Here is a 13452-nt window from a genome sequence, read left to right as displayed (position 1 = left end):
GGAAATGCTCTTTTTATAAACCAGAGTGCGAAGAATCGAGGATGCGGGGTCGAACGCGCCTTGGCAAGGCCATCCTTCGATCCTATGTTAGACCGAAACATCGTTCCGTGCCCGCGGAATGGCCGTGGTATCGATTGGACCCGATATGAATCCGAACTATCGCAACTTCGCCCTCTGGGCGATCATTGCTCTTCTTTTGATCGCGCTGTTCAACCTGTTCCAAAGCCCAGGTCAGCGTTCCAATTCCCGTGAAGTTTCCTATTCGCAATTTATAGACGACGTATCCAACGGTCGCGTGAAATCGGTCACGATCACCGGCCAGCGGATCACCGGTACTTTTGCTGATAATGGTTCGACCTTCCAGACCTATTCGCCGGGCGATACGGGTCTCGTTTCGCGCCTGGAAAGCAAGGATGTCGCGATCACCGCCCGCCCTGAAACCGACGGTTCCAGCTCGCTGATCGGCATTCTTCTGTCCTGGCTTCCGATGATCCTGATCCTCGGCGTGTGGATTTTCTTCATGCGCCAGATGCAGGGCGGTTCGCGCGGCGCCATGGGTTTTGGCAAGTCGAAGGCCAAGCTTCTGACGGAAGCGCATGGCCGCGTGACTTTCCAGGACGTCGCCGGCGTGGACGAAGCCAAGCAGGATCTTGAGGAAATCGTCGAATTCCTGCGCGATCCGCAGAAATTCCAGCGTCTGGGCGGCAAGATTCCGCGCGGCGTTCTTCTCGTTGGCCCTCCCGGCACCGGTAAGACGCTGCTTGCGCGCTCGGTCGCGGGCGAAGCCAATGTGCCTTTCTTCACCATTTCCGGTTCGGACTTCGTCGAAATGTTTGTCGGTGTCGGCGCAAGCCGCGTCCGCGACATGTTCGAGCAAGCCAAGAAGAATGCACCCTGCATCATCTTCATCGACGAAATCGATGCGGTGGGCCGTCATCGCGGCGCCGGTCTCGGCGGCGGCAATGACGAACGCGAACAGACGCTCAACCAGCTTCTGGTCGAGATGGACGGTTTTGAAGCCAACGAATCGATCATCCTGATCGCCGCCACCAACCGTCCCGACGTTCTCGATCCGGCACTTCTGCGTCCGGGCCGTTTCGACCGTCAGGTCGTGGTGCCGAACCCGGATATCGTCGGTCGTGAACAGATCCTCAAAGTGCATGTGCGCAATGTACCGCTTGCACCCAATGTCGATCTCAAGGTTGTCGCACGCGGCACGCCGGGCTTCTCCGGTGCCGATCTCGCCAACCTCGTCAACGAAGCTGCCCTCATGGCCGCACGCCGCAACAAGCGCCTCGTGACCATGCAGGAATTCGAGGACGCCAAGGACAAGATCATGATGGGTGCGGAACGCCGCTCCGCCATGACGCAGGAAGAAAAGGCCAATACGGCCTATCACGAAGCCGGTCACGCCATCGTTGCGCTCAACGTGCCGAAGGCCGATCCGGTCCACAAGGCGACCATTATTCCTCGTGGCCGCGCGCTTGGCATGGTGATGCAGCTTCCGGAAGGCGACCGTTATTCGGCTACCTATACATGGATGGTGTCGCGCCTTGCCATCATGATGGGTGGTCGTGTGGCGGAAGAGCTGAAATTCGGCAAGGAAAACATCACTTCCGGTGCTTCCTCCGATATCCAGCAGGCCACCAAGCTCGCCCGTTCGATGGTTACGCAATGGGGCTATTCGGACAAGCTGGGCCGTGTGGCCTATGGCGACAATCAGGAAGAAGTCTTCCTCGGACATTCGGTATCCCGCACGCAGAACATTTCGGAAGAAACCGCGCAGATCATCGACGCCGAAGTGCGGCGCCTGATCGACGAGGCCTATGCCGAAGCGACCCGCATCCTGACCAAGAAGAAGAAGGACTGGATCGCTCTTGCCGAAGGTCTGCTCGAATATGAAACGCTCTCCGGCGACGAGATCAAGGAACTGATTGCGGGCAACAAGCCATCGCGCGATCAGGGCAGCGATACGCCGTCGCGTGGTTCGGGCGTGCCGAAGGCCGGAAGCCCGCGCAAGCGCAAGGGTAGCGAGCCCGGTAGCGAACCGGGTATGGAGCCGCAGCCGCAATAAGCTGTTCGAAATTGAATTGAGAAAGCCGGGGAAACCCGGCTTTCTTGTTATCCAGCTTTGTGGGAGCTTACGGCAAAGGCTCGTTAAGGATTTCGGCGCATCTTACTGCGTCAGATTACGACTTTGGACGTGGGAAGGTTGAGCCTGCAGCCAAAGGCGAAATTGCATTTGTGAGGGTTTTCGCGTTAAGAACAGCGAAATCCGCTGGCCGGACAACCGGCAGCCATTGCTCGCCCGCGAATTCGGGCGACAGATATTTGAAGATTGAGAGCGGTTCATGGCTCAACGCAAGGCGAAACAGATGGCACGCAAATACTTTGGAACCGATGGCATCCGCGGACAGGCAAACAGCTTTCCGATGACCCCGGAAGTCGCCATGAAAGTCGGCATGGCGGTCGGTCATATCTTCCGCCGCAAGGATCACGCTTCGCGCGTGGTGATCGGCAAGGATACGCGCCGTTCCGGCTATATGCTGGAAAATGCGCTGGTGGCCGGTTTCACCGCCGCCGGCATGGATGTGTTCCTGCTCGGCCCCATTCCGACGCCGGCCGTTGCGATGCTCTGCCGATCACTGCGCGCCGATATCGGCGTCATGATCTCCGCATCGCACAATCCGTTCTACGATAACGGCATCAAGCTTTTCGGTCCCGACGGTTACAAGCTTTCCGACGAGATCGAACTGAAGATCGAGGCAATGATCGACGGCGATCTGTCCCCATATCTCGCCAGCCATGGCGACGTCGGTCGCGCCAAGCGCGTCGATGGTGACATCTATCGCTATATCGAATTCGCCAAGCGCACGCTGCCGCGCAACATCGACCTGAACGGCCTGCGCGTCGTGGTCGATTGCGCCAATGGCGCGGGCTACAAGGTTGCCCCTGCCGCTTTGTGGGAGCTGGGCGCGGAAGTCATCACCATCAACAACGAGCCGAACGGTATCAACATCAACGAGGATTGCGGCTCGACGCATCCGATCGGCCTGATGAAGAAAGTCCACGAAGTGCGCGCCGATGTCGGCATCGCGCTCGATGGCGATGCGGACCGGGTGCTGCTGGTCGATGAAAACGGCACTGTCATCGACGGCGACCAGTTGATGGCCGTCATCGCCGAAAGCTGGGCGGCAAGCGACCGGCTAGAAGGCGGCGGCATCGTGGCGACCGTCATGTCCAATCTTGGTCTGGAACGCTTCCTCGCCGACCGTCACCTGACGCTGGCCCGCACCAAGGTGGGAGACCGCTATGTGGTCGAGCATATGCGTGAGCACGGCTTCAATGTCGGCGGCGAGCAGTCCGGCCATATCGTCCTGTCCGATTTTGCGACCACGGGCGACGGACTGATCTCGGCGCTGCAGATCCTTGCCGTCGCGCAGGAACAGGGCAGGCCGATCAGCGAAGTCTGCCGCAAATTCGATCCGGTGCCGCAGCTTCTCAAGAATGTTCGCACCGCTGGCGGCAAACCGCTGGAGAACAAGCGCGTTAAGAGCGCAATCGACGAAGCAACCGAGCGTCTTGGCCACCAGGGTCGCCTAGTTATCCGACCGTCGGGCACAGAACCGCTCATCCGCGTCATGGCGGAAGGCGACGACCGTGGTCTGGTGGAAAAGGTCGTCAACGACATCATCGACGTGATTGCGTCCGAAGGCAGCGCGGCGGCCTGATTACTTCGGAGCAAATTGAACAATGGCGCGGGTTCTGTCCCGCGCTTTTTGTTTGGAGCGCGTCGCGAAAGGGGGGGAATCGGGACTAACAGCCGGGCACTTCTGTATATTAGTTATTCTTAATAATCGTGGTAAAAAAACAAGGTTATATGATTTTTATATAATGCTATTTTATTGATAGGTAGTTTGGTTTGCTGATTAATCGAAGTTTCGGACAAAAAGTTTGTGTGAACAAACTTTTCAAGCGTGACCGTCTGTATCTATCACTGTGCAATCTTCAGCAGTTCTGCTGGCTCGACCTCCAGCACTACTGCCAATCTGCCCAGCACGTCGATGCTAACGCCATATACACATCGTTCTAGGGAACTGACGTAGGTTCGATCTATATCGGCGCGATGTGCAAGCTCTTCCTGCGATAGCCCTTTAGCCAGTCGCAATTTCTTCAAATTCTTTGCGAAGATTTCTCGTATGTCCATCCCGAAGGATGAACTGACTTGTTGAGTATTCCGCCACGGAGTATTCTCTACATGAGATTCGCGCGCGGACCAGCTTTCTAAGGAGTTCAATTTAAGCGCGTGAAACCATAGCGGGTAATGTCAAGCTTCACGCAAGCTATAGACGGCACAAATAGGTTTGGGTTAGGGGGCAATTCAATGGGTTTGTACGGAATGATGCGTACGGGCGTTTCAGGAATGAACGCTCAGGCAAATAAGCTTAGCGCAGTGGCAGACAATATCGCAAATGCCAGCACAAATGGTTACAAGCGCGGTTCGACAGAGTTTTCGTCACTGGTGCTGCCATCAACGTCTGGCAATTACAATTCCGGCAGTGTCCTGACGCAGGTGCGTCATAACATCGGTGCGCAGGGCGGATTGACGTCCACGAGTTCTACCACCGATCTGGCTCTTGACGGCAATGGCTTCTTCGTTGTGCAGGATGCCAATGGCATGCCTTTTCTCACGAGGGCTGGATCGTTCGTACCGGACAAGAATGGCGATCTGGTGAACGTGGCTGGCTTTACCCTCATGGGCTATCCCTATCCGTTCACAGGCGCGGGTAACGGCTTTGATGGCATGGTGCCTATCACGCTCGGACAGAGCAGCTTTCCGGCAGAGCCTACAACCAATGGCACTTTCACTGTAAATCTGCCTGCGAATGGTCCAGACGTGGGACAAGCAATCGTCAATGTTCCACCATCGGAGAATAGCCCGTATAGCGCGTGGAACCGCAAGCTGACGACGGCTAGCCTGAATAGCGCTGGCGAATTTGTGACGACCGAGACCTATTTCACGAAGATTGCTGATAACCGCTGGGAGGTAACCATCGTTGAAACTGATGGTGCGCCATCAACAGGGTTTCCCTATGACCTGACGAGCGGCAATGTTGAATTGCGCTCCGTCCAGCTCGACTTCGATCCGGGGACCGGAGATCTGATCGACAGCAATCCGATTGTTGGCTTCGATCCGAATGATCCCTTCCTCGTTGATCTTTCCGGCTTCACGCAGGCAATAACGGGTGGTTCGACGCCAGCTGTAAAGATCAATACGAACCTGTCCACGCTGGCACCGATCCTCGACACGGCAGCAGGTGAGCTGCCAGCATCCGCTAATAGCGCCGCAAGTGCCCCGACTGAACGGATGAGCCTGCGAGGCTATGCAGGGTTCCCAAACAATGTCGGCCTCGACGTCTATTATACGCGTACAGGGCCGGACACATGGGAAGTGGCTGTCTACAACGCTGCTGACGCGACAAGTACCGGGGCTGGAGCTCCGTTTCCTTACAGTAGTGCCCCGCTCGGCCAAACAACGCTTCAATTCGATCTCGCGACGGGTTCGCTGATCAGTGGCGGCAGTCTCAATGTGACGCTTCCGGGCGGGGAGACCTGGCCCATCGATTTCAGCGACAGTATGTCTTTGGCCGACTCCAGCCTGATGGATAATGAGGGGATATTTGCAGCGCTGAACCTTCCAGCGACCGATCCAGTCATCAAGCCTTCGGTGCTCGGCAATACGCCTGCCGATAATATGGCAAACAGCGCCTATTCGCATAAGACCTCATTGATCGCTTATGATGATCAGGGACGGGCCGTAACGCTGGATGTCTATTTCACCAAGGGTGCGGATTTCAACTGGGAAGTCGCCGTCTTCAATCGGAACGATGCGTCACCATCGGGCGGATTTCCCTACGGTGCTCCGGGTAGCGCGCCCCTTGCGACGTCGCTCATGCGGTTTGATCCTCAAAACGGCAAGCTCCTTGAAGGTGGTACGCTTGAGATAGCAATACCCAACGGCCAGACCATGACACTTGATCTTGCAGCATCAACACAGCTTGCAGGCGATTATCAGATATCGGCTGTTGAACTGAACGGGCAAGCCCCAAGCGCGACCGTCGATACCGTTATAGGTGAAGACGGCATCGTTTATGATCGTTCGGCAAACGGTGACATGCTCGCACGCTATCAACTCGCGATCGCCAATGTTGCAAGCCCGGACAAAATGACCGTCATCAGCGGCAACGTGTTCTCACCTTCCGCTGAATCTGGCGATGTCACGCTAGGAACTGCCGCGTCGAACGGCAACGGCAAAATCAGGACTGGTGCGCTGGAAAACTCGAACGTTGATATTGCACAAGAACTGACCGACATGATCGAGGCGCAGCGTAGCTATACGGCCAACTCGAAGGTATTCCAGACAGGCTCAGAGCTTATGGACGTTCTGGTCAACTTGAAGAGATAGCGGGGCCCGTTTTGTATGCATATTCAGAGGCACCTAATGGCAGGAAGTGAACGCATTGATTTGATTGCGATCACGGAGAAACTCAATCGCTCGCCGATATTCCATATGTCGTTGGGTTCCAAAGAGTTGTTTCACTCGAACTTCATTGCATGGCTTTTAATGGCCTACCCAGACGCTGTGAACTGCTTCGATATTGATGTAACCAAGCCGTTTTCGGTTATTCGAGAACAACACAATATCGATTTAGCGCTAAAGCGTGAATGCGAGCCTCCATTTTGCATCATTGAAAACAAGTTCAAAGATATTCCGCGGCGAGCGCAATTGGAGAGATACGCCGATAAAAGCCCCGCTCATTCGCGTGTTCTTCTCACTCTGGTGCCTGCATCATTTGACGTAACCCAAATAGGTTGGCAGCAGGTTCTTTATGCCGATTTTGCCGATAGGTTAAATGGATGGCTTAATCAAAACCAGAACGTCTCATTCCGTGACCGAGAATTTGTAGCCAGCTACTGCGAGATGACTTCGGCTATCGCTTCTATCGCGGATGCTGTATTAGTGGCGCCCAGCCAAGCGAGGGACAAAATCTACTGGTTCGGATTGACGAACGAATGGCAATGCCGTTTGGACGAAATACGCTTTCTGGATACCATATCCAAACACAGTGCCGACGAAATGCAGTTCGATCTGGAACATGCGTTGCGACTAGGTCTGCCCGATCTTGTGGTCAATCCTGATGAAAAGCAGGAAAAGGACCTCCAACGGTCTGGGGTCATCTTCTGTAAAACGTGGTCGGCGCTCTTTAACAAACAGCCGTGTGTCACGGTCGAGTTGCATCGCTGGATTGCCTCAAATCAGTTTAATCTGACGATCCAGATACAAGGGAACCAATATCGTCGGCTGATTGATTGCGATTATTTCAGAATACCACGCAGCCAAAGTGCGGTTCGCAAAAATTTTGATGCACGGGGTATAATAGAAGCCAGCGATGATTATCGCTGGTTTTTCGATCCCGATATTCATAACGGAATCGTCAACATCACAACATGGAGCCACATCGCATCAAGTAAATTTAGGACATCGATGCGAAAGCCATTCGGCACCTACGCTCCGAAAGCTATCTATCAGTATATTACAATCAGCGATACTCCGACTAGCGATACGTTGCACGCAAGCAAGGTTACTGCCAGCGTTATTGCTGATGTCCGCTTCGGCCTAGAGTTGCTGAATGATGAGCAATACGTACAGCGCTTTGCGAACTTAAAGCAATAGAACGCGCAATATCCTCATTCTTCGCTCGCCCTTTTGGCCGACGGCTATATCCGGGACGAAACAACGACGTTTCGGAAAGGATCACAGCATGTCCCATCTCAAGGCGCTTAAGCTTGCAACCGCAGCTCCCGCCCGCACGAACGACCCTGTTTTGCGGTCACGAGAAAAAATGATCGCGGCACTCTCCGAGCAGAAACTCATGGTTGCTGCGGCGCTTGAGGGTCGCAAGTATCACACCTTCCGCAAGGTTTGGCGCACGAACGCCGAAGGGCAGAAGGTCCAGACGGAGGCACTGCGACGTGTTCGTCAGGGCTGGTTCGAAGATCTTATGGGCAAGACATTTTTTGTCTTACGTTATGCTGGCAAGACCATCGAAATCGCCAAGGACAAGAACGCCATCGAGGTCAGCGAATTGAAGGCGCTGCCTGCAATTCTCGATACGTTGATCGAAGCTGTTCGCGCTGGTGAGCTTGATGCGCAACTGGCTGCGGCATCGGCAGAACGCAAGAAGCAGCTGCACAAAACTGAATAACAGCACAGATATCTGTGCTGTCTTCAAACCCCATGGGATCAATATGATCCCATGGGGTTTGTCTTTTTCAGCAATCATCATAGAGCGTCAACGGCAAGCGTTTATCATCGGATGCTGCTTGGCTGCTTATCTGGCCTTGTCCTCGTTCCTTGACGCTTCTCTGCTTCTTAACGATAGCGATGAAGTTGCCCCGCAAAAGTTTGTTCAACAAACTTTCATCGACGTCCCATACTGCCGGTCGAAGCGCCATCGCGCTGAGCGAGGGCAATGCTATGCAGACGCTCTTTCAGACTGATGACATTTCCGGCAAATTTAAATGACCGGCCAACATCATATGCCTCATGGTTCCAAAGTTCTTCGCTCTCGTCTTCTGTCCAGTTCGTATCTGTATAAGGGTTCTTATACCTTATATCATTGACAGAACTTCCCCAATTAATAACTCCTTCGTCTTCAACACAAATCCCATGAGCTGAGTATTCATCAAGAAAACCATCATCGACTTCGACAGCATCTGTCTGATCGAAACGGTCATCGAATGCTTCGTCGACCAATTCAATACCGTCGAGATCATCATCAGCAATGACCTGCATCTGTGATGTGCCCGGCTTGGCCGACAAATCATTCGACGCCGAATTTGCGACACCAGCACTGGCTCTTTTGCCCTTCACGCCCAAGGAAAAGCGAAGCGACTGAAACCCCGAGTTTTTCTCGCAGAGCCATTCCGCATATGTCTTGACATCTTCAGCTGGCCACCACTTCCTGTTGGCCAGATCATATTTTCCAGAACTGCAGTTGCTATCAGCCGCCTTGAAATCCGCTTCGATACGGAACTTCAGCGCGTACTGGATCACCGATTTGATGTTGAGGCCGACCCTCTGGCTGGCCGTAAACGGTTTGATATCGACCTGATAGGCTGCGCCGTATCCGTTGTTGCGGAAGGCATCGGCGACCTCGGAAACGGAGAGTTGATCCAGCCGAACAATCGCATGAAGGTGTGGTCGCCAGATAGTCGTGTCGTCGGACCAGACCAAGGGAATGCCAAGCTGTTCCAGCGCAATCTGCGAGTTACGGCCCATTCCTTCAAAATCGCTGTACGTCATCCGGTCAGTCTCCCACCAACCGAGGATTTCGAAGTTGTCCCAGCGGCTGTCCTTCCGGCGTTTCAGGCTCACCATATTGCGAATGCGCGTTTTCTCGGTGTCGATGATATCGGAGACATCGGAAAGCATGGTTGCCATCGGTAAAAGGATCGTCGCGAACGCCAATTGCTCATTGGGCACGCCGACGAACCGCTGTCGTGTCGCTTGCTTTATCTGCTTGCTCCGCTCCGTCATGAAACAGCGCGGACACAATGGGATACCGCAACGCCGCATGTAGTTGGTGTCGGGATCCTCAATCCTCCCGCAGCGGGTAGCCTTTCCTCGTAGCGGATGACCGTAGCCGAGGGATTCCATCAGCACGGTCCGTTGCTGTTCGTTCCCTTCGCTGAGCCAGCGAAATCTCTTCTTGTCGTCCCGATCAATATATCCGGGCGCGGCCCAAATCGCATTCCTTAGCTTCCACATGGCGCTCGTCATAAAAATCTCCTTTTTGAAATAACGTGCTATTTATAAAGCACCATTTTAACACCTCCTATGTTCTGAATTAAATATATTTTTCAATAGGATAGGTATAATGAAGCTTGTAGAAATATATGCGGCCATGCACCAGGCACGCCTTACAAAATCGCAAATGGAATTCTCGACAATCTGGCTTGGTCGCAGTCCGCGCTATTATTCGTATCTGCTTGCAACCCAGCGGGAGCCGGGACTTGCAACCCTTTGCGGTATTGCGTGGCGATTGGAACAATTTTTAGAAAACATGTCCGCAGATCATGCGGATGAATTGCTAGAACTCAAGCGTTCAATCAACGTGGACATTGCGCATCGATCTATTGTTGATGTTCGTGGTCGGAAGTTCCGATAGGTGCCCAAGAAGGCAATGGAAGAAAAGGAAAAACCCGGATTGCTGTCAGGAAACAATCCGGGCTCAAATGAAACCGTGGGCTTAACCCTGTTATGCGAGGGAGGGCGTCTTCTCCCTCTAACAGCATCTTGCTCACATTCTATTTATGCCTTCATGCCAAGTGCATGGTAGAGCTTGCCACCATCGAAAAACCTGTCACCGACATTTATTGCGAGATTGCGCGCTTCTATTCGCCACCGGCCTACCTCTGCACGGCTCAGGGCTACACGCAAGAACGCGACCAATTGCGATTTATGCCGCAAATAATTGTCCCAGTTGCTGGTCCATTCAGATGGATACAGACAATCTTCGGGATACATTTCCGAGTAGGAAAGCCGATTGGGCGCAATCGGGATTGCGCCGCAAACAAGCCCTTCCCACAATCCGATTCCAAGTGTTTCCTGCAAGCTTGCCGAAAACACGGCCACGGCTTCACCAAGCAATGTATGATATTCCGGCTTGGTTAGTTTTCGCTCCTGACAGACACGAAACTCGTAGTCTGGAAACTCGGTTGTCAGATCGCGGAAAATATCGACCTGTTTTTCCGGTGCAATGCGGTGCGGAAAGAGGACGAGTTTGCGCTTTTGCCGGTTTTGGTATGTTGCAAGCATTCCCGGCATGTACTCCATCGGCCAGCCAGCTCGTAAAATCCGGCTATCATCCTGTACTTGATGGACGCTCTTGAAAAGATCGACATGGAATTGCGTTGCAAACACATTCACGTCAATCGCCTCAAACAGCGACCGTTCAAAATGCCGCGCCCATGTAACGTCAGGAATGCGTCCGAGGAAATCATGTGGGTCGTGGCTGGCAGCGTGCCATAGAGCAACCGTTCGGACAGGAATTTGCAGAAGATCGCTCATATAACGCAGGGCTGTAATTCCGTAATGCCATGCATCCGTAAACAGAAAGCAATCACCCGCTTTGACTACCTGCCTTTCAAACAGATCTGCGATTTCGGCAATTTGCTGCGACTTGAAGATATTTGTCGCTGCAAAATTTAAGAAGGCCCCCGGCGTCGTTTCTTGCCGGTTGGCCGTACCTTCTATGATACACACTTGCTCATTTGGTAGCGCATGACGGATTTGCTGCGGTAAATAGTGCGCCCACTCAACCGTATACCGCTGCTGGTGCTGCTCAAGCCCGACTATATGAATTGTCATGCTGGCTGTACCTTGGCAGACTGCTTCCACATCAAAAACGCCCAAACGATCGTCGTGCCGATCATTTTCAGGGCTACGCCAACCATCAAGGTTTTGGCATCAAGAATGTTGAGCAAGTAGAAAAGAAGGCCGGTATCAACCGGAACGCTGATCAGCGAAGACAGCAACATTCGCTGGAGGAATGGGCGTTTCGTAATCGAAAAGACGACATAATCGACCAGTTCCGAAACCAGAAACGCGACTACGCTCACGAACGCGATATCAGGGCCGGCCAGCCAGTATGTTGCCAATGCTGCTGCGAGCATGACCGCCAGAACGGAATGGCCTAAATCCATCTGGGCGTAATCGCGAAATACGAACACCAAGCCGAACAGGATGATCGCGGGCGGAATGACTACACCGAATATCTCAATCGGCGCCATCCAGACCAGAAGTAGATTGCTTACGACGATGGTTACGAAATAGAGCGCTGACCACGCAAAGCGCAATTGACGGGTGGTGGGCGCGTTCGGGTCACGATATGAAATTGTCATCGTTCAAGTGCTTTCTTGCAGAAAATACGAATGGGAAATCGGGCTAGCCTGCTGCCAGTGTGTCGAGAAATTGCCCCCAATCCTTGGTCTTCGATTGCGGATCGGCCCAGATGTCTTCGATTGCGAAACGCAGCCCTTTGAGCAAGACGGGAATGTCCGTTTCGAACTCTTTGGGATTGTCGAAAATCCTGTTCACCTGCTTGAACACACGCAGATAGGCTTCGGCGTTGTGGTTCATGAGGATCATGATGCTATCATTGTCGAGATCGGACGAGCCGTTCGACCCGACGCAGATTTCATTGACCGCCACACGTGCGCCGACCGTCGTTGACACGGGGATCGCGTAGAGGGTCTGTCCGTCTTGGATGGCTTTACTGCCTCGCTTGGCTTTCGGGCGACGTTGTGCAATTTCCCATGCAAGCTCGTTCAGAGAGCGGGCATCCGAGGGGCTTCCCTCTTTCGGCATGGATACCGTCGAGAACGTCCATCCGGTCTTATCCAGCCGGTGGGTCACCAGCGCCTGAAATTTCGCAGCGGAAATAAATGGGCCTGCCGTGTCGAACGTGATCTGGAGATCGGGATTTATTTTGGTCACGCAGCGTTGCAGCGCGTTGAACAGGTAGGCAATAGAGGGCGTGGAAATGCCCAATATGTGTATCCACTTCGCTGATTGCAGCAGGCCATCGTTGCGCATGTCATGAAGACGGTTGAGCAGTAACGAAAAGGAGTTCTGGTGCGCGCCAGCAAAGGCCCAGCCTTCGAAGCCATAACCCTTCACGGCCTCGTACCATGCCTTGCTTTCCGGCTCGTTTCGTCCCTGAAGGACGTTGAGCAGTTTCGTTGCCCCCGGCTTTCGGTTTTGCACGAAATAATCGAGATTGAGCAAAGACTGTTTCAGGCAGGCATTGAAATCCAGTGACAGGTCGTTTGCCGCGCACATCGCATCGAGATTATGGCCTTCAGCTATCAGCCGCTCGGCATGCATGGCGACGTTTCCAGACGTGATGCCACCTGTGGGGAAATCCAGCGACATCGAATAGTCGGAATGTGTTTCCAGCCAGCGCAACATGCGTTCGCACGTCGGATCGCCAGTGAACTTGATCCTATTGCCCTGTATCTGGAAGCCGCCGCTGTCACCGATGACCGTGGTCGCCTTCCGGTCACGCAGCTTCACGATGTTGTCTTCGAGTGCCGAGTTCGCCGTCTTTGCGGCCTGACCTGCACTGTAGAGCGCATAGGGATAGTGAAACAGGCCGCTCTTCGGGTCGAGAAAGTTCAGGTCAGTTTCCAGAAACGCAAAGCTGCGCTTAAGGTGCTGCGAATATCCGAGCTTCGCAAATTCCTGACTGATCGCAGGGGTGTATATGGCATATTTTGAAGGCTTGTTAATCATGTCGTCCGTTAAAGAATTTTCGCATTGGGATCGTCTGCAAATTTTTAAGGATTGCATCGTCTGATTGCGCCGGTTTGAATAAAGTGCGTGAG

At 53.5% G+C, this 13452-nt stretch carries 11 protein-coding genes and 1 pseudogene; 7 read left to right on the top strand and 5 right to left on the bottom strand.

Annotated elements, in window-relative coordinates; genetic code table 11:
- Nucleotides 1-145: 145 nt before the first annotated feature.
- Both ftsH and glmM read left to right on the top strand, forming a co-directional pair.
- Nucleotides 146-2074 carry an ATP-dependent zinc metalloprotease FtsH gene (ftsH, locus tag J9800_RS20115; protein ID WP_112591429.1) on the top strand — a complete coding sequence of 643 codons (1929 nt, stop codon included), beginning with the start codon at nt 146-148 and terminating at the stop codon, nt 2072-2074.
- Between the two features lie 301 nt (nt 2075-2375).
- Entirely contained in the window at nt 2376-3731 is a 1356-nt protein-coding gene (gene glmM, locus J9800_RS20110) for a phosphoglucosamine mutase (RefSeq protein WP_114216986.1), read from the top strand.
- Between the two features lie 263 nt (nt 3732-3994).
- Here the strand turns inward: glmM and J9800_RS20105 are convergent, their stop codons facing one another.
- Nucleotides 3995-4207 (bottom strand): helix-turn-helix domain-containing protein, encoded by a 213-nt coding sequence (locus J9800_RS20105; RefSeq protein WP_112591431.1) that lies wholly within the window; start codon nt 4205-4207, stop codon nt 3995-3997.
- 117 nt (nt 4208-4324) lie between these two features.
- Between J9800_RS20105 and J9800_RS22320 the strand changes: the two are divergent.
- The 4 genes and pseudogenes from J9800_RS22320 to J9800_RS20085 form a co-directional block, all read left to right on the top strand.
- Nucleotides 4325-4453, top strand: a pseudogene (locus J9800_RS22320) (hypothetical protein); the annotation flags it as partial.
- Entirely contained in the window at nt 4454-6466 is a 2013-nt protein-coding gene (locus J9800_RS22145; RefSeq protein ID WP_502710101.1) for a flagellar hook-basal body complex protein, read from the top strand.
- A gap of 36 nt (nt 6467-6502) precedes the next feature.
- A complete protein-coding gene (locus tag J9800_RS20090) occupies nt 6503-7735 on the top strand; it encodes a PDDEXK-like family protein (protein WP_162707517.1) in 1233 nt (410 codons plus the stop codon).
- 88 nt (nt 7736-7823) lie between these two features.
- The gene (locus J9800_RS20085; RefSeq protein WP_112591435.1) at nt 7824-8267 is read left to right on the top strand and encodes a DUF6641 family protein; all 444 of its coding nucleotides are present in this window, start codon (nt 7824-7826) and stop codon (nt 8265-8267) included.
- 215 nt (nt 8268-8482) lie between these two features.
- Here J9800_RS20085 and J9800_RS20080 read toward each other — a convergent pair whose 3' ends face one another.
- Nucleotides 8483-9844: a hypothetical protein gene (locus tag J9800_RS20080; protein ID WP_112591437.1), complete on the bottom strand. Its 1362-nt coding sequence runs from the start codon at nt 9842-9844 to the stop codon at nt 8483-8485.
- A gap of 97 nt (nt 9845-9941) precedes the next feature.
- On the opposite strand from J9800_RS20080, the gene J9800_RS20075 reads away from it, so the two are divergent.
- Nucleotides 9942-10232: a DUF6626 family protein gene (locus tag J9800_RS20075; RefSeq protein WP_112591439.1), complete on the top strand. Its 291-nt coding sequence runs from the start codon at nt 9942-9944 to the stop codon at nt 10230-10232.
- A 143-nt stretch (nt 10233-10375) separates the two neighbouring features.
- Here the strand turns inward: J9800_RS20075 and J9800_RS20070 are convergent, their stop codons facing one another.
- Genes J9800_RS20070 through J9800_RS20060 form a run of 3 tightly spaced genes read right to left on the bottom strand, consistent with a single transcriptional unit; the run spans nt 10376 to nt 13360 of the window.
- Nucleotides 10376-11434 (bottom strand): glycosyltransferase family protein, encoded by a 1059-nt coding sequence (locus tag J9800_RS20070; protein WP_162707518.1) that lies wholly within the window; start codon nt 11432-11434, stop codon nt 10376-10378.
- The gene (locus tag J9800_RS20065) at nt 11431-11967 is read right to left on the bottom strand and encodes a VUT family protein (protein ID WP_112591443.1); all 537 of its coding nucleotides are present in this window, start codon (nt 11965-11967) and stop codon (nt 11431-11433) included. The genes J9800_RS20070 and J9800_RS20065 overlap by 4 nt, the downstream gene beginning before the upstream one ends.
- Nucleotides 11968-12010: 43 nt before the next feature.
- On the bottom strand, nt 12011-13360 hold the full coding sequence (locus J9800_RS20060; protein WP_112591445.1) for a hypothetical protein: 1350 nt from the start codon (nt 13358-13360) through the stop codon (nt 12011-12013).
- Nucleotides 13361-13452 lie beyond the last annotated feature (92 nt).

It is taken from the genome of Ochrobactrum sp. AP1BH01-1 (assembly GCF_018066705.1).
Lineage (GTDB): Bacteria > Pseudomonadota > Alphaproteobacteria > Rhizobiales > Rhizobiaceae > Brucella.
This window is presented reverse-complemented; position numbering and strand designations above follow the sequence as displayed.

Bases quoted from the DNA above. Each gene is read 5' to 3' on its own strand.
- glmM (WP_114216986.1), top strand. From the start codon at position 2,376: ATGGCACGCAAATACTTTGGAACCGATGGCATCCGCGGACAGGCAAAC.
- J9800_RS20065 (WP_112591443.1), bottom strand. From the start codon at position 11,967: ATGACAATTTCATATCGTGACCCGAACGCGCCCACCACCCGTCAATTG.
- J9800_RS20070 (WP_162707518.1), bottom strand. From the start codon at position 11,434: ATGACAATTCATATAGTCGGGCTTGAGCAGCACCAGCAGCGGTATACG.
- ftsH (WP_112591429.1), top strand. From the start codon at position 146: ATGAATCCGAACTATCGCAACTTCGCCCTCTGGGCGATCATTGCTCTT.
- J9800_RS20090 (WP_162707517.1), top strand. From the start codon at position 6,503: ATGGCAGGAAGTGAACGCATTGATTTGATTGCGATCACGGAGAAACTC.
- J9800_RS20105 (WP_112591431.1), bottom strand. From the start codon at position 4,207: ATGGACATACGAGAAATCTTCGCAAAGAATTTGAAGAAATTGCGACTG.
- J9800_RS20085 (WP_112591435.1), top strand. From the start codon at position 7,824: ATGTCCCATCTCAAGGCGCTTAAGCTTGCAACCGCAGCTCCCGCCCGC.
- J9800_RS20060 (WP_112591445.1), bottom strand. From the start codon at position 13,360: ATGATTAACAAGCCTTCAAAATATGCCATATACACCCCTGCGATCAGT.
- J9800_RS20080 (WP_112591437.1), bottom strand. From the start codon at position 9,844: ATGACGAGCGCCATGTGGAAGCTAAGGAATGCGATTTGGGCCGCGCCC.
- J9800_RS20075 (WP_112591439.1), top strand. From the start codon at position 9,942: ATGAAGCTTGTAGAAATATATGCGGCCATGCACCAGGCACGCCTTACA.